Below are 16589 nucleotides of genomic sequence, written 5' to 3'. Positions count from 1 at the left end.
TCTGACCTGCCTCCGGTTCTTTGCGCCACGCTAGCACGAACCGAGAACATGGGCCAAGCGGAACCTGCCCTAACCGCGCCGTTTCAGGGTCAGGGTCGTCCAGTCTCCGAGTTCCAGCCGCTCGACCAGATCGAACCCGGCGCCGTCATAGACCGCGACCACCTCATTGGCCTGAGGATTCAGGATACCCGACAGGATCGCATGGCCACCGGGCGCCACATTGACCGCCATATCAGGGGCCAGCGCGATCAGCGGCCCCTTGAGAATGTTGGCAAAGACCAAATCGAAAGGACCTGCCCCCGTCAGGTCCGGGTGGTCAAACCCCGTCGCCTCCAGGCACCGCACACGCCCCTCGAGCCCATTGGCCTGCACATTGGCCTCCGCCACCTCGACCGCCACCGCGTCAATATCTGAGGCCAGCGGCACGACCGGCAGCTCCTTGGCCGCCGCCATCGCCAGAACCGCAGTGCCGCAGCCGATATCGGCCACCCGCTCGATCCCGGTGCCTGCGTTCAGCAAGGCATCAAAGGCCACGAGGCAGCCCTTGGTCGTGCCGTGATGCCCTGTACCAAAGGCCATGGCAGCGTCCACGAGCAGCGGCACCACGCCCTCGGGCACATTCTCCGCGTCGTGACTGCCATAGAGCCAGAACCGCCCGGCCTCCACCGGCGCAAGTTCGCGGCGTACCTTGGCCACCCAGTCAATCTCCGGCAATTCGCTGATGGTAAAGCCTTGCGCCGAGAAGGCGGTGGCCAAGAGGGCGAGCCCGGCCTGATCGGGCGCCTCAACGAAATAGGCCCCAACCTCCCAAAGGCCTGACCCGTCTTCCATCTCGAACACGCCGACGCCCGTGGGTTCCGGATCCAGCCGCTCCATCGCATCGCCGAGGTCCTTGGCGTTCTGTTCATCTGGAACGAGGGTCAGGGCGGTATAGGTCGGCATGGCTGGGTTCCTCTTGCAATCTCAGCCGCCTTGGCACGGGTTGCTGTCAAGGGCAAGACGGCCCGTCTGGCTTTGGTACTGGGGTGATCTGCCCTCACAAAAGCGGAAAGGGCGAGATTGTGATCCCGCCCTTTCTGGGTTTCCGTCTGGCAGCAGCCGTTGGTTCAGGACTTCAGCGCCATGTCGCGCAGTTCGCGGCGCAATATCTTACCAACGTTGGACTTAGGCAGCTCGTCCACAAAGACGATCTGGCGCGGCACCTTATAGCCGGTCAGCTCGTTGCGGCAGTGATTGGTCACCTGCTCCGCAGTCAGGTCGGCCCCTGCCTCCTTGACCGCGTAAACCCGCAAGGCTTCGCCGGATTTCGCATCGGGCACCCCGATGCAAGCGCATTCGGCGACACCATCGCAGGCGGTTACGGTTGCTTCGATCTCGTTGGGATACACGTTGAAGCCGGAGACAATCACCATGTCCTTCTTGCGATCTACGATCTTGATATAACCATTTTCGCTGATCACCGCCACGTCGCCGGTCAGGAAGAACCCGTCCGGGGTAAAGGACTTGGCGTTGGCCTCGTCTTTCTGCCAATAACCGCTCATGACCTGCGGACCACGGATCGCCAGTTCACCAGCCTCCCCAAGGGGCACATCATTGCCGTCATCGTCGAGCAGCCGCACTTCGGTCCCGGCGCAAAGTTTGCCACAGGTGCCGGTAAAGGTCGGTTCATGGACGGGCGTCAGGCTTACGGCGGGCGATGTCTCAGACATGCCGTAGGCCTCTTTGATGTGATGGCCGGTAAGCGCCTTCCAGCGATTGGACGTGTCTTCGATCACCGCAGCGCCACCGCCAACGGCCAGTTTGTAATTGGACAGGTCCACCTCTTTGATCCGCGAATGTGCCGAGAGGCCTTGGAACATGGTATTCACGCCCGGCAACACCGTCAGACCCGCATCCTTGATGGCATCGATGAAGCCGTCCATGTCGCGGGGGTTGGGGATCAGGACCATGCGGGCGCCGATGGTTGAGTAGGTCAGCATGACCATCAGACCGAAGATGTGGTAGAGCGGCAGTGCCAGAACCAGCACTTCCTCCCCCTCAACGCAGGCTTCGGCGAGGGAGGATTTAAACTGCGCGGTGTTCGCAACGAGGTTGCTGTGGCTGAGCGTCGCGCCCTTCGACGGGCCGGTGGTCCCGCCGGTATATTGCAGAAACAGAAGATCATCACCGGTTAACCGCACGGGCTCGAACGGGAGCGACTGGCCTTTCTTCAGCGCATCGGCAAAACGGGTGTAGTTTTTGAGACGCGTGTCCACGGCAGGAGACGGGATGCTAAGATCCGTGCCATCAGCCAAATCGACGGTGACAACGTTCTTGACCGGCGTCTCGGCCAGAACCTCGGCCAGAACCGGTGTGGAGCCACCAAAGATCACGATGGTCTCTGCCCCGGAATCGTTAAGCTGATGCGCCATCTCGCGCGGCGTGTAGAGCGGATTGACGTTCACCTGACAACCGCCAGCCCGGATGATCCCGTGCATGGCGATGGGGAAGGCGAAGACATTCGGACACATAAGCGCGATGCGGTCGCCTTTGACCACGCCCAGATCCTGCTGGAGCCATGCCGCAAAGCTGTCGGCGGCCTCATCGACCTCATCATAGGTCATCGACGTGCCGAAGCACTCGAACATGACCTTGTCGCCGTTCTTCTTCACAGCTTCACGGAACAGTTCAGCAACCGAAGAATATCCAGCGGAGACCTCTTCGGCGCTCCGGCTCATATCGGTGGTATAAATCTTGTTCATTTTATCCTCCCAGCGGGAAAAAAGCGTTTTAGTTTGGCGGGCGTTTCGCCCCAAACGCGATCCGGCGGACCCATAAAAACCCGGCCCGGTTGCGTAAACAAGTCCAGTTTCGCCTAAATGTTCCGACGTAGTTTGTGTTGAAGTGCCCGGATTTTGACTTTGAACGACAGTGGCACCATGTGACGCCGCGTTAAAGGGCGGCCGCTCCTGCAGCTCTCCCGGCTGCGGATATGAAAAAGCCCCCAAAAATTGGGGGCTTTCCAGTCATCTAATGCGGCGGAGTTTATGCCATCCGCGCGCCGTTTTGCATCCAGCCGCCATCAGCAGGCACAATGGCTCCGCTGACATAGGAGGCCGCATCGGAGGCAAGGTAGAGGCAGGTCTGGGCCACGTCATCAGGCACACCCATCCGGTTCAGAGGCACGGATTTCTCGATCTTCTGCCGGGCCTCCTCGGTTGTGGCGAGCCGGTCCATGCCCTCGGTCCCGTCGATCGGACCCGGGATCACGCCGTTCACCCGCAGCCCCTCGGGGCCCCATTCGATGGCCAGACAGCGGGTCACCATATCCACACCCGCCTTGGCGGCGCAGACATGGGTTTGCAGGGCCATGGGGATGGCGGCCTGCGGGGCGGAGACATTGATGATGCTGCCGCCGGGACGGCGCATGTGGGGATAGGCAGCCTTCATCACGTGCCAGGTGCCCAGGAGGTCGATATCGATCACGGATTTGAAGCCGTTATTGCTGATATCCTTGGCCAAAGCCGGGAAGTTCCCTGCGGCGCCGGAGATCAGCACATCGATCTCGCCAACCTCTTCGGCATAGGCGCTGATCGCGGTTTGTACCCCCTCGGGATCGCGCACGTCAAAGGTATAGCCCAGCGCCGACCCGGCATCACTGCCAAGCTGTGCGACAGCGGCATCCACCTTATCCTGCTTGCGGCTGGCGACGCCGATGCGGGCACCCCGCGCGGCGAACGCCTTGGCGATGCCGAGATTGATGCCGCTGGTCCCGCCGGAGACAAAGACATTGGCGCCGGAATAGTCAAAACTTGCTTTCATTGATCTGTCCTCTCAAACAAAGGCGCTCTGACCTGTCAGCGCTTTGCCGACGATCAGGCTGTTCATTTCGCGGGTGCCTTCATAGGAGTAGATGGCCTCCGCATCGGCCACGAAGCGGCCGACCTGCTCACTGAGAACAATGCCGTTGCCGCCCAGAAGTTCACGGGCGTAACCCACCGTCACTCGGGCGGACACCGTTGTGTGGGCTTTGGCCAGCGATGCCTGCGAGTCTGTCATGATGCCTTCGTCCTGAAGCTGGGACAGGCGGTGGCACAGGGTCATCGATGAGGTGACGCCCGAGACCATCCGGAACAGGAGATCCTGCACCAGCTGGAACCCCCCAATGGGTCGTCCGAACTGCTCGCGCTTTTTCGCGTAGGCCAGCGCATGCTCATAAGCGCCGAGGCCGCAGCCGGTGGCGAGCCACGCTACATGGGCGCGGGTCATCATCAGAACCTTCGCCGTGTCGGCAAAGCTGTTGGCGTGCTCAAGCTTGTTCTCATGGGGAACCCGCACATCCTTGAGAACGATATCGGCATTCTGCACCACGCGCAGCGCCATCTTGTCCTCGATCTTGGTGGCGGAGAATCCGGGTTTTCCTTTCTCGACGACGAAGCCTTTGACCTGATTGTCGTCCTCATCACGCGCCCACACCACATGCAGATCGGCCCAGGTTCCGTTGCCGATCCAGCGCTTTGCGCCGTTGAGCACCCATTCGTCGCCCTCGCGGCGGCAGGTGGTCAGGAGCCCGCCCGCCGCACCAGAGCCCACCTCGGGTTCTGTAAGGCAAAACGAGCCAATCTTTTCCAGCGCCGCCATGCCCGGCAACCAGCGCTGCTTTTGCTCCTCGGAACCGCAGACATAAATCGAACCCGCCGACAGCCCGCCCTGAACCCCGGCAAAGATCGCCATCGACGGGTCGACCCGAGCCAGTTCCAGAGCAATGAAACCGTTGAGCAAATTGGTACGCTCGCGGAACCCGTATCCCTTATAATTCACCCCCATGATCCGGAGTTTGGCGAGGCCGGGCAGGAGGTCGTGGGGGAATGCCGCCCGGTTCCAATAGTCGCTGATCACCGGCGTGACTTCCGCCTGCAAGTATTCCCGGAGCTCCGCCAGCAGGGCCTGATCTTCGGATGGTAGCGTGTCGGCCAGTTTGTAAAAATCAATGGGATCGATTATAAGACGCGAATAATCAAGCATGTGAACTCCTCCTAGGTTGAGTCCATCATGTTTCGCTTCCGCTAAAAAGTTTTGGTTCTTTGTGATCCGAATTTGGCTTTGCATGACAATGACGACCCGTCACGGTCTGAAGCAATACGGGAACCCGGCGGCATAGCGCACCACTGTCGCAAAACGTCAGCGCGAGAGGCTGGCCTTGCGATAAGCCAAGGGGCGCTGCCCATGCCACCGCTGGAACGCCCGGCTGAAAATGCTCTGATCTGCGTATCCCAGTGCCAGCGAAATCTCAGACAGGGGCAGGTTCGTCTGGCTCAACAGCTTCGCAGCCCGCGTCTTGCGCCAGTCATCGACGAGATCGCGGAAGGACAGGTTTTCGCCCGATAACCGCCGCTGCAAGCTCCGGGACTCCATGCGCAGGCTACGCGCGACATTTTCCAGAGTGCAGTGCCCCAGTTCCATCTGCCGTGCGATTTCCTTGCGTACGGAATCGCTGAAACGCCCAACCGCCTCATGCTGAGCGGTAGAAAGGTAGCGCTCGACGATGGGCCGATAGGCGAGATCGCCCCCTTCCAGTTTCCGGTCGAGAATCGCCCGCTCGAAAAATATCGCATTGCGCTCGGCGGAGAGCTGAACCGGGCAGCGGAAGTAGGCTCCAACCAGTTGCCGCAAGCGCTTGTCATCGGATCGCAGGCTGACCTGACAAAGCTCGATCGGCGCGCGTGCGGTATCTTCGAGGACGTTTTGCGCGACAGCGAGCGCAAGCAGAATATATTGGACGGTGGGACCGCTCATGTCTTTCAGTTCGACGGACAACTCGGCCAGATCACCGGTCTCGACGATCACCGCCGACACCATATCACTCTGGATAAACAGATTATGCATGATCGCCGCGAGAGCCGAGCGCACGTCCTTCTCGATCTTCGTCACCAGAGAGATCGGGCCCAGAACATCAATCTGCTGGAACGGCGCAATCCGCAGGCCAAAATCGGGCAGATCCCACGCCTCAGCACAGTGTTCGAACAGGACATTGACCTTGTTGAAGTCGATCAATTCATCCGGCGAAAAAAACGCAGCGGGATCAATATTCGCCACGTGCATCGCCGTCATCGGATTCTGTCCGACGGATTTCGCAACTTCGCGAACGCCGTTCAGGACACTCGCCCTGTGATAGTTTCTCGCCACTCACCCCTCCCCCGAATGGCAAACCCTGCACGCCTGACGGCGACAGAATTCAAACGATAGCAAGACCCCCGTGGCACGCAAAGTCAAATTTTGGTCGCGCCGCGCACATTCGGAACCTGGGCGCAAGGTTAGCAAGGGTCATCGAAACGCAATTCGCACATCGACCCATATCTGGAGGAGAAAAACCAGTCTTTCGATGCTGTTATCACCGAGCAAGACCGTCTGCTGACCGTGAACCACAACCGTGACGGGGAAATCGAGAACGTGCTGCCCGGCGTCCACGTGTCCCCGATGTTCCTTGATCCGATCAAGGGGATCTGGGCGCTCTATGCCCGCTTTGACGCAGGCACCGTGCTGCCCCGCCATTATCACTCAGGGGTTGTGCATTTCTATACAACCGCCGGTTCCTGGAACTATGTCGAGCATCCCGAAGACCCGCAGACCGCCGGCAGCTATCTGTTTGAACCGGCTGGCTCCATCCACACCTTTGAGTCGAAAGAGGGTGCCGAAGGTTTCCTGATCGTCGAGGGGGCCAATGTGAACCTGAACGAAGATGGCTCGCTGATGTTCATTATGGACGCAGGCTGGATCGAGCAGGCGCTGGTCGCTGTGTCGAAGGAAACCGGCCAAAAGCTGCCCCCCTACATCCGCCCCGCTGGCACCGACTTCGCCAAGGTCGCACCCGATTAAGACAACGCGACGCATCCCAAACAAAACGCCGCGCCGGAGGGATCCGGCGCGGCGTTCTTTGTTTCGGCTCCCGGAGAATAGATCCGGGAGCTTTTTTGGCACTTACTCCGCCGCGGCGGTCTCGACCTCGTTAGCCGGGAGGGCGAAGGCCACAATGTAGTCGCCCCGGTCATTGGGGTTATACCGTGCGCCACCTGCGGTGGTGACTACATACTGCCGACCGTCGTCGCCGACATAGGTCAGCGGGGTGGACTGGGAGGCGGTGGGCAGACGGCCCTTCCACAGAACGTCCCCGGTCACGCTGTCATAGGCGCGCAGGTAGTAGTCCTGCGTTCCACCATGGAAGGACACGCCCCCCTTGGTCGAAATCAAGCCGCCCAACGCTGGCATGCCCGTGTAGAAGGACAGCGGGTTCTGGAGACCAATCCCGGGGAAGGTGACGTCTCTGGCGGTTCCGGCCGGCTGTTGCCAGACCAGCTCGCCCGACGCCAGATCGAGACCCGTGATCGTGCCCCAGGGCGGCTCAAGGCAGGGGATGCCCAGCGGCGACATGAAGTTCGTGATGTGATGCGCAAAGGGCAGACCGAATTGCGGCGACAGCTCACCATGGGCGCCGCCCTGGAAATTCGGGTGCTCTTCCTCGAACTCCTCGCGCGGGATCAGATAGGTGACCACCGGCATCCGCATATCGGCCACCATCATCAGGTTGCGCTCCTGATCGACGGTCACGCTGCCCCAGTTCATGCCCCCGTTATTGCCGGGATAGATGATCGACTTATGGGTCGATTGGGTGGTGAAGGGGCCCTCATACCGGTATTTCTTGAACAGGATCCGGCACATCATGTGGTCGATGGGCGTCGCCCCCCACATGCGTGCCTCGGTGAGCTCGGCCGTGCCGACGCCATCCATCCCCGTGGAGAAGGGCTGGGTCTCGGAGTAATATTCCCCCGTCGCCGTTCCGTCGCCCTCGGGCACCTCGATTTCGGTCACCTCCTTGATCGGCTCACCGGTTTCGCGGTTCAGGACAAAGATTTCACCTCGCTTGGTGGTCTGGATCAGACCGGGGATGGTGCCGCCATTGCCGTCCGGGATGTCGGCCAGCGCGGGCTGCGAGGGCAGGTCAAAGTCCCAGACATCGTGGTGCACAGTATTGTAGTGCCAGGCTTCGCGCCCGTCTTCGAGCCGCAGGGCCACCACGGAGGAGTTGTAGTCGTCGTCGAAGTCACGACGCATCCCGCCGTAATAGTCCGGCGTCGCATTGCCGAGCGGCACATAGACGAGGCCCAGCTCTTCGTCCGCCGCCAGACCTGACCACGAGTTCGGCGTGCCACGGGTGTAAGTCTCGCCCTCGGGCGGCCAGTTGGTGATCTCGGGGTTGCCGAGATCCCAGGCCCAGACTTGCTCGCCGGTCATTGCGTCAAAGGCCCGAATCGCGCCCGAAGGCTCGCCGGTCATCACGTTATCGGCCACCCACGCGCCCAGCATGATCTTACCGCCCGCAACAAGCGGACCGGTGGTCGGCGTCCAGAACCCGTCCTCAACTTCGCCCAAACTTTTGGTCAGGCTGACGACACCATTCTCGCCGAAGCTCTCGCAATGGCTGCCATCCTCGGCCCGCAGGGCGTGCATCTGGTTATCAAGGGCAGTCACGATAATGCGGGGTCCGCAGGCGTCGCCCTCACCGGGGTCAACATAGCCCAGCGACCGGCAGCGCTTCCAGAACGGCGTAGCGTCCTGCGCGCCGGAATCGAACTGCCACTTGATCTAACCCGTGGTGCCGTTCAGCGCAGTCACCTGTGTGCCCGCAGCACACTGATACAGTGTCCCGTCCACGAAAAGCGGCGTATTCTGGTCCTCCAATTGATTGGACCCTTCGGCGATAAAGCCTGTCCGCGCGGTCCAGGCCACCTCCAGCCGGTCCACGTTCTCCGCCGTGATCTGATCGAACGGCGCATAGCGGGCGCCCTCGGGCGTCTTGCCCCACGAATACCAGTTGTCGCCCGAGTCCGCCGTGGCGGCGCTGACCTGTCCGGGAACGATCTCCACGTCGTTCTGGATCACATCATGGGGCAGGAACATGCCGGCGAAATACGCGGCAAACCCGGCCATCATCGCCAGCCCTCCCAGCACGAAGCCGCCAGTTTTATACGGGCGCCCATCGGCGGGCCGGATCAGTGGCACGATCAGCAGCACTGCTCCGGCGAGGAAGATCGGCGCGATAAGACGGGGCACCAGCGGCCAGAAGCTCAGACCGACCTCCCAGAACGCCCAGATCAGCGTGAAGACAAAAACCAGAATGTAGGCATACACGCCCATCATCTCTCCCCGCCAGAGCAGGAGACCCGAACTGGCGAGGCCAATTCCGGCGATGAGATAATAGAACGACCCACCAAGCGTCAGCAGGTAGATCCCGCCAAACACGAGGGGGAGTCCGGCGAGGATCAGCACAAGGCCGACCAGTCGGACCAGGATGTTAACGCCGGTATCAGTGGCGTTTGTGGGAGGCGGTCCGTGAGACACGCTCAAAGCTCCCTGCATGTAAATATGAACCGACAAAATGGCCCACCGCCCGCGATCATCAACCGGGGGGGGATTCCGTTGCCATTATTTCAAGTCAGGGTTCATCACAGCATAGAACTTCAGGATCCGGAGACCCCGTCAAATGCACAACACCCCGATTCTTGCGAACCGGGGTGCTGTGTTTTTGATACCGCGCCCGAGATGCTATTCCCGCAGCACCGGCAATCTAGCGCGGCAAGTCAGGCAGACGCTTCGGCCTTCCGGGATTCCTCAGAAGCCTTCTTCTGCTCTTCGTCATACTCCGGCTCATTTCCCCAGAGGATGCCCTTCTTGCGCTCACCCAGCCTTTCTAAAACTGCGTAAATCGCCGGAATGACCATGATCCCCACAGACGTCGCCGCGATCATGCCCCCCAAAGACGCCGCTCCGATCTGGTTCCGCATCCCCGAGCCGGCACCGGAGGCCAGAACTAGAGGGATCATCCCGAAAACGAAGGCCAGCGCTGTCATCAACACGGCGCGGAAACGCATCCGGGCCCCGGTGATCGCAGCTTCGGTGATCGACATGCCATCCTCGTGAAGTTCTTTCGCGAACTCCACAATCAGGATGGCATTCTTTGCTGCCAGACCGATCAGCATGACCATCCCGATCTGCGCATACACGCTAGCGCTGAAGCCACCAATCTTCAGACCGATCGCTGCCCCCGCACCCGCGATCATGACCGAGAGCATAATGGCCAGCGGTTGCAACCAGCTTTCAAACTGACCCACAAGGAACAGAAACGCAAAGATGAAGGCGAGACCGAACGCAATGATGGTCACGTTGCCCGCCGCCTTTTGCTGGTAGGTCAAGCCGGAATAGGAGAGCTTGTAGCCTTCCGGCAGCACCTCTTCGGCAACCTTTTCAATTGCCGAGATCGACTGCCCCGAAGCGTAGCCCGGTGCCGGAGAACCTGTAATCGACGCCGTTGTGAACAGATTGAACCGGGGGACGATGTAAGGTCCGAACCGTGTTTCCAGCGTCACCACATCGCGCATCGCCACGTTCTGCCCCGCCGCATTCTTGGCGTAGAGACCCAGGATGTCCTCAGGTGAGGCCCGGAACTGCGGGTCGCTTTGCATCCGCACCTGATAGACGCGGCCTTCATAGACGAACTGGTTCACATAGCTGGAACCGAAGGATTGACCGATTGCGGCGTACACGTCCGCCGGTGTCAGGCCCAACAGGCTGGCCTTGTCCCGTTCAATGTTCACGTAGATCCGCGGCACATCTGCTGAGAACGTCGTCGAAGCCCCGCCCACGGACTCAAGTTGGTTGATCTCACCGAGGAAGGACCGCGTGACCTGCGACAGCTCGTCGGGACTCTGACCGCCGAAGGCGAGGAGTTCGAGGGAAAAGCCGCCCACGGCGCCCACGCCCGGCAGAGCTGGCGGCGGGAAAGCGGTGGCCTGCACACCGGGCAATCCGCGGAACTTCTGGTTCAATTCGCCGACAATGGGGAACATGTTCGGGCGCTCACCCCATGGCTCCATGGACACAATCGCGAGGCCCACATTGGTCCGAGAGCCACCAAGGATCGAGAAGCCAGCCACCGTGACCACGTCCTCGACGCCTTCCATGTCCTCGATGATGTCGCTGATCGTCGCCATGGCTTCGTTAGTACGCTGCTGCGACGCCCCATCCGGCAGCGCGACATCTACGAAAAACGCGCCCTGATCTTCGGCGGGCACAAGTTCAGACGGCAGGCTGCTGTAAATCGTGACGAGTCCAAAAATCGCGGCGGCAAGAATACCAAGCGCCAACAAACCGCGCACAACCAAAAAACCGACAATCTTCGCGTAGCCGTCCCGGGCAGTGTCTAGCACCTTGTTGAAGATGCGGAACGGCAGGGCCGGCTCCTTGTCTTTCTTCTCTCGCTTGAGGATCACGCCACACAGAGCCGGGGCGAGCGTCAGAGCGACAATCGAACTGAGCACCACCGAGATGGACAATGTGAGGCCGAACTGGCGATAGAGCTGCCCGGAAATGCCGGGCAGAAACGCCGTCGGCAAGAACACCGCCAGCAACACAAGGGTCGTCGAGATGATCGGACCTGTGATCTCGGACATGGCCTTTTCGGTCAGTTCCTTGATGCTCATGTCCTCGTCTTCTTCTTCCATCAGACGCTCGACGTTTTCGACCACAAGGATCGCGTCATCGACCACAAGGCCGATGGCCAGAATGATCGCGAGCAGGGTGATCACGTTGAGGGTGAAGCCGAGCGGAAGAATGAGCGCAAAGGTCCCGATCAGCGACACCGGGATCGCGAGCACCGGGATAAAAGTTGAGCGCACGTTTTGCAGAAACACGTAAACGATGAAAATGATGATCAGACCGGTCAGGATCAGCGTGTAGTTGATTTCGGTGATCGTCTCTTTCACGTAGTCGGTCGTGTCATAGACCACCTTGTAGGTCAGCCCCTCGGGGAAAGATCCCTCAAGATCAGCCAATTGCGCACGGATCTCTTCAACCGTTGCAATGGCGTTTGCACCGGGGGACTGGTTCACCTGAATGGTAAGGCTGATACCATCGCCGAGATAAGAGTCGATCGAATAGGTCTGCGACCCGAGTTCGACCCGGGCGACGTCACTGATCCGGATCAGGCCACCGTTCGCGCCGGAGCGGATCACGATATCTTCGAACTGCGCGGCTTCACTGAGGCGGCCAAGACCCGTAACAGTGTAGGAGAAGGCCTGCCCCTGCGGTGCAGGTTCTTCTCCAATGCCACCCAAAGCCGCCGCAAGGTTCGAGCGTTGGATCGCAGCAGAGACGTCACTGGCGGAGAGATCGTACTGCGACAGCCGTTCCGGATCGAGCCAGATCCTCATGGAGTAATCCGAAGGGCCAAGGATTTCGGCGTTACCGACGCCGTTTACCCGCTGGATGGCCGTGGTCACATTACTGGACAGATAGGCCCCGGCTTCAGCAAGGGACAAACCACTGTCCTCATCGATCGGAAACGCGATCGCCAGGAGAAAGTTCGGCGACTGGGATTTTACCGAAACGCCCTGCTGCTTCACCGCATCCGGCAGGCGCGGCATGGCGCGTTGAACCCTGTTATTAACGTTCACCTGGGCGATGTCGGGATCTGTTCCAATCTCGAACGTCACGCTGAGGCTGTATATCCCCTGGTTCGAAGAGGTCGAGGACATATAGATCATGCCTTCGACGCCGTTGATTTCCCGCTCAAGCGGCGCAGCGACTGTGTCCGCCAAAACCTCGGAGTCGGCACCCGGATAGGCCGCGTTCACGGTGACGGTCGGTGGCGAAATTTCAGGATACTGAGTCACCGGAAGAACGAGGATTGCGATGATACCTGCCACAACGAGGACGAGCGACACCGCCATGGCCAGTCTTGGCCGGTGGATAAACGTCGTCGAGATCATTTGTCCGCCCCCTCCGCAGTATCGGATCCGCCGTTGCTGCTCTCGCCGTCAGAACCACCCGGCGCCGCGCTTGAATCGCTTTCGGCCTGCCGGGGATCGGTTTTCATGCCCTCCTCCAGCCGGATGCCACCCTGCACCACAACGCGCTCTCCGCCTTCGAGCCCCTGAAGAACCGCAACCTTCCCCGACTGCGGACCAGCGCCGACGCGAACGGGTTTGAGCGTCGCCGTGTCATCGTCGTTGAGCACCCAGACGGCCCGGCCTTCGCGGCTGAGCTGAATCGCGGATTGTGAAATCACAGGCACAACGGGGGGATTGGCCTCGGTCACGAGCAGCGTGACATTCTGGTTCGGAAGAAGAACCCCGTTCGGGTTGTCGAAGCGGACCCTGACATCCACCGCCCCGGTCTGCGCATTGATCTCATTCCCGACAAATTCAAAGGCGCCCGGTGCGTCGTAGACAGACCCGTCCGGGAGAACGAGGTTCAACACATATTCTTTGTTGGACTCCGTCGTCGCGGCTTCGACAGAGGGCTGGTCGCCGTCGCCATCAGCGAGCGGGGCCGGGTCGGACGTCTCAATCCCCAGACGCTGCCACGTGGACCAGCGGCTTTCACCGAGCGAGAACGTACCCCAAATCGGGTCGAGCTGCACCAGCTCCGCAAGCTGCCCCGAGGCTGGCGCGACATAGTTGCCGCGTGTGATAATGGGTGCCGACATCTTGCCGCTGATGGGGGCCTGAATAGTCGTATAGTCCAGGTTCAGCTGCGCCTGCGTCAGCGCGGCCTTGGCCTCCAGCTCGGCCCCTTTCGCCGCTTCGAATGCGGCGGTTGCGTCATCTAGGGACGCCTGACTGACGGTGTTGCTCTTGCGCAGTTCCGTATTCCGGGCGAGCGTCCGCTCCGCATCCGTCAACTGCGCCGTTGCGCTCGACACGCGGGCCTGGGCCGCGGCGACATCCGCAGCGTAGCGATCTTGTTCGATCTTGAAGAGTACGTCGCCCTCATCAACAAACTCGCCCCCACCAAAGGCGACTTCTTCAATGAACCCATCAACCCGGGCCCGCACGGCCACCCGCTCAATGGCCTCGATATTACCGAGGAACCGATACGAGTCCCCCACGGCAATTTTCTCTGCCGTCTCGAAAATCACTGCCGGGGCCTGCTCTTCACCACTGTCCGCTCCGTCCTGAGCAAAAAGGGGCGATGCAATCAGTACAGACGATAAGACAACAGTAGCAAAGCGATGATACATTTGGGCTCTCCCGGGGCAACTCTGCCAGAACGTTATAGTCGAACAGGCGATATCACCAGCAGCAGCACACCGCCAGCCGGAATGCAGCGCATTTCGGCTGGCGGTCGCAGACTATCGCCCCAAGATCGCGCATAGGGTGCAGATTGATGATATACCCGCCGCGCTCTCGGAGAGGAAAAGCGTCTTCAGGCGCCGCCACCGCTTTCAAACTGTTCCCAGGCATCCAATGCTTGCGCCGCATACATGAGCGACGGCCCTCCGCCCATGTAGATCGCCACACCTAACATTTCTTCGAACTCCGCCCGCGTCACGCCGAGCCGTTGCAGGGCCTTCGTATGGAACCCAATGCACCCGTCGCAGCGCAGTGCAATTGCAATGCCCATCGCAATGAGTTCTTTGGTTTTTTCGTCAAGCTGACCGCTGGCTGTCGCGCACTGGGCCATTTCCGAAAAACCTTTCATCGTTGCTGGAATCCCTTTTCTCAGCTGCCCCACCTGCTTCGAAATGGCATTGGTCAGATCCGGGTAAGAGGTCGTACTCAAAGCTGCTCTCCGTTCTTTGTTCAACCGCCTGTGAGCGGATCGTGCCCCAATAGCCCTGAACCACGGACCAGATCAGTGATTTTGTCACCGACACGAGTAACTTCTCGATGCAATCTATCGGACCAGTCTGCGGAGTCGCTTGACGCATCAACCATAGATTTCCCTCCCCATCTCTACGCACACGAGAAATGACCCGTTGTGTGTACCTCCTGACCGCCTGAATCTATAGCAACATTTCAGAGTTTGTAGGAAAGGCAGCGCTGGAGGCGGATTGGTCTCGGAACACGTCGGATGGGTTTACACTCGAAACTACCGTTTAACCGGCGACGCAGCCGTGGCGTTCTCCAACATAGCATGACGCTGTCAATAAGTTCGCCGACCGCCCTTAGATAGAAAAATCAGAAACCACGGCACCCCGGCAAACCCCAGGTCGCTACGGTCGTGGCTAACTCTCGACAGCCGGGAGCTGGATTTTTCCGGCCATCTCCCGGTGAAAAGCTAGTGAAGCCGTCGGGGTATTGCGTTGCAATCGGGACTTGGTACCTGATCGCGGCTCATGGTGTCTGTTTCCGTTATCGTGTCTACGCCAATTCACTAACTATTCACGGGCGTCGGGACGGCTCATGACCCCGTGCAATTTGAAACACTCTTCCCGGAACTTGCTAATGAAGCTAAGGAGGAAGCAGAAAGCAGTCCGGGCGACTGATTTCCCCGACGCAATATGAAGTTGTGATCTTTGGGCTTTCCCGACCGCGAGGGGCCCCGCTTAAAGTCGTTCGCATAGGCCAAAAGATTAAGGTCTCAGAAGAGAAATTCGCTGCCGTCTTCGACTCGTAAAGGCTTTGTTTCACCAATGTCGCGAAGGATTCCCTGTTTGAACCCAGTAAGGTAACAACTATTCACGAGCAGTTGGTCCACACCGAAGTACAAGACCGGGAACTGGCCTTCGTACAACACTGCGCAAAGGCAGCGCGGTTTTCTACTGATCTGGTTTGATGTCGAGATGGAATGACATGCCCCGGCGACCGGCAAGCGCGGTCGTCATCAGGAGTTCAGCGATGCGGCAATCCAGGTTTGTCTCACGATGAAGGGTGAAGAGCGCTCGGACATCAGTCCATGGGCGGATGTGCGCCCTGAACGGGCGGATCTCAGGGCATGTTCGGTATGCCGCTTCGCCAGACGACCGGGTTCGTCAAAGCCTGTTAAGGCCAGCAGAGCTTGACTGGATAGTGCCGGACTTCAGTACCCTGTGTCGCCGTCAGAAGACGCTGAGCGTCGCCATCCCTTACCGCAGCGGAACGGGTCCTTTGCACATGCTGATCGACGGCAGGGCATTTCCCGCCACTGGTTAGAAGACAATGCCGCGCGGGATCAAGGCTGAGCGTGAAGGGGAGCGGGGGCTCCGTCCGTTCGGGAAACGATCCCGTAAGCATGGCGGGTCCAAAAAGCGCCTTTGGTGCAATCTCCATCTGGGAATGGACGCAGAACCGTTGGAGATCCGGGCGGTCGAGGTCACGACAAGCAACGCAGGTGATGCACTAATGCTGCACGACCTGCTGGAGCAGATCGCGCCCGGCCAAGAGATTGCGACGGTCACCGCTGATGGGACCTATGACACGCGCAGATGCCACACTGTGATTGCCGCTCGGGGAGCCGCAGCCATCATCTCGCCACGTAAAAATGCCCAGCGTTTGAAGAGGTGGTCCTTGAAATTCGACCAGTTTGCCGCCGTGCTAAGCTATAGCATTGGTTTCATTTCAGGCGGCAACCTTCAGGTCCGGAGATTGCCTGTCATAGGCCTCGTCCGGCGTCATGATCCCATGTGATGAGTGCGGGCGTCTTTCGTTGTAGTAGCTGATCCAGTCACCGATCCCGTCCCGGGCTTCGGAACCTGTTTCGAAGGCGTTCAAGTAGACGCATTCGTATTTGAGGGATCGCCAGAGCCGCTCGATCATCCGGTTGTCGATCCAGCGGCCCCGGCCATCCATCGAGAT

General features: G+C 59.9%; 10 protein-coding genes and 2 pseudogenes. 2 read left to right on the top strand and 10 right to left on the bottom strand.

Going from position 1 to position 16589, the window contains the following annotated elements:
* Nucleotides 1-69 precede the first annotated feature (69 nt).
* The 5 genes from FEV53_RS07785 to FEV53_RS07765 form a co-directional block, all read right to left on the bottom strand.
* Complete coding sequence (locus FEV53_RS07785; protein ID WP_142834247.1) at nucleotides 70-942, bottom strand: 50S ribosomal protein L11 methyltransferase; 873 nt, start codon at nucleotides 940-942, stop codon at nucleotides 70-72.
* Between the two features lie 164 nt (nucleotides 943-1106).
* Nucleotides 1107-2741, bottom strand: a complete 1635-nt coding sequence (locus tag FEV53_RS07780) for an AMP-binding protein (protein ID WP_142834246.1) — start codon at nucleotides 2739-2741, stop codon at nucleotides 1107-1109.
* A 283-nt stretch (nucleotides 2742-3024) separates the two neighbouring features.
* Nucleotides 3025-3801, bottom strand: coding sequence for an SDR family oxidoreductase (locus FEV53_RS07775; protein ID WP_142834245.1), 777 nt, complete (start codon nucleotides 3799-3801; stop codon nucleotides 3025-3027).
* A 12-nt stretch (nucleotides 3802-3813) separates the two neighbouring features.
* A complete protein-coding gene (locus tag FEV53_RS07770) occupies nucleotides 3814-5004 on the bottom strand; it encodes an acyl-CoA dehydrogenase family protein (RefSeq protein WP_142834244.1) in 1191 nt (396 codons plus the stop codon).
* A gap of 156 nt (nucleotides 5005-5160) precedes the next feature.
* Nucleotides 5161-6165 (bottom strand): helix-turn-helix transcriptional regulator, encoded by a 1005-nt coding sequence (locus FEV53_RS07765; RefSeq protein WP_142834243.1) that lies wholly within the window; start codon nucleotides 6163-6165, stop codon nucleotides 5161-5163.
* 231 nt (nucleotides 6166-6396) lie between these two features.
* Here FEV53_RS07765 and FEV53_RS07760 point away from each other — a divergent pair, with 231 nt between their 5' ends.
* Nucleotides 6397-6855, top strand: coding sequence for a 2,4'-dihydroxyacetophenone dioxygenase family protein (locus tag FEV53_RS07760; RefSeq protein WP_221931599.1), 459 nt, complete (start codon nucleotides 6397-6399; stop codon nucleotides 6853-6855).
* Nucleotides 6856-6957: 102 nt separating this feature from the next.
* Here FEV53_RS07760 and FEV53_RS21210 read toward each other — a convergent pair.
* The 4 genes and pseudogenes from FEV53_RS21210 to FEV53_RS07740 all read right to left on the bottom strand — a co-directional run bounded on the left by FEV53_RS21210 (nucleotide 6958) and on the right by FEV53_RS07740 (nucleotide 14595).
* Nucleotides 6958-8934: pseudogene (locus FEV53_RS21210) on the bottom strand (outer membrane protein assembly factor BamB family protein).
* Nucleotides 8935-9614: 680 nt separating this feature from the next.
* On the bottom strand, nucleotides 9615-12800 hold the full coding sequence (locus FEV53_RS07750) for an efflux RND transporter permease subunit (RefSeq protein WP_142834242.1): 3186 nt from the start codon (nucleotides 12798-12800) through the stop codon (nucleotides 9615-9617).
* On the bottom strand, nucleotides 12797-14053 hold the full coding sequence (locus FEV53_RS07745; protein ID WP_142834241.1) for an efflux RND transporter periplasmic adaptor subunit: 1257 nt from the start codon (nucleotides 14051-14053) through the stop codon (nucleotides 12797-12799). The genes FEV53_RS07750 and FEV53_RS07745 overlap by 4 nt, the downstream gene beginning before the upstream one ends.
* Nucleotides 14054-14238: 185 nt before the next feature.
* The gene (locus tag FEV53_RS07740; RefSeq protein WP_246100756.1) at nucleotides 14239-14595 is read right to left on the bottom strand and encodes a carboxymuconolactone decarboxylase family protein; all 357 of its coding nucleotides are present in this window, start codon (nucleotides 14593-14595) and stop codon (nucleotides 14239-14241) included.
* Between the two features lie 919 nt (nucleotides 14596-15514).
* Here FEV53_RS07740 and FEV53_RS07735 point away from each other — a divergent pair.
* Nucleotides 15515-16292, top strand: a pseudogene (locus FEV53_RS07735) (IS5 family transposase); the annotation flags it as partial.
* Nucleotides 16293-16352: 60 nt separating this feature from the next.
* Here FEV53_RS07735 and FEV53_RS07730 read toward each other — a convergent pair.
* Nucleotides 16353-16589, bottom strand: a 237-nt coding sequence (locus FEV53_RS07730) for an integrase core domain-containing protein (RefSeq protein ID WP_142834240.1), incomplete at its 5' end; no start/stop codon positions are given.

Source organism: Palleronia caenipelagi (assembly GCF_007004065.1).
Classification (GTDB): Bacteria; Pseudomonadota; Alphaproteobacteria; order Rhodobacterales; family Rhodobacteraceae; genus Palleronia; species Palleronia caenipelagi.
The sequence above is the reverse complement of the archived record's forward strand: the minus strand, read 5'-3'. Positions and strand labels throughout refer to the sequence as shown.

Excerpts from the sequence above, each read along its gene's own strand:
- FEV53_RS07785 (WP_142834247.1), bottom strand. The coding sequence starts at position 942 with ATGCCGACCTATACCGCCCTGACCCTCGTTCCAGATGAACAGAACGCC.
- FEV53_RS07780 (WP_142834246.1), bottom strand. The coding sequence starts at position 2,741 with ATGAACAAGATTTATACCACCGATATGAGCCGGAGCGCCGAAGAGGTC.
- FEV53_RS07775 (WP_142834245.1), bottom strand. The coding sequence starts at position 3,801 with ATGAAAGCAAGTTTTGACTATTCCGGCGCCAATGTCTTTGTCTCCGGC.
- FEV53_RS07770 (WP_142834244.1), bottom strand. The coding sequence starts at position 5,004 with ATGCTTGATTATTCGCGTCTTATAATCGATCCCATTGATTTTTACAAA.
- FEV53_RS07750 (WP_142834242.1), bottom strand. The coding sequence starts at position 12,800 with ATGATCTCGACGACGTTTATCCACCGGCCAAGACTGGCCATGGCGGTG.
- FEV53_RS07745 (WP_142834241.1), bottom strand. The coding sequence starts at position 14,053 with ATGTATCATCGCTTTGCTACTGTTGTCTTATCGTCTGTACTGATTGCA.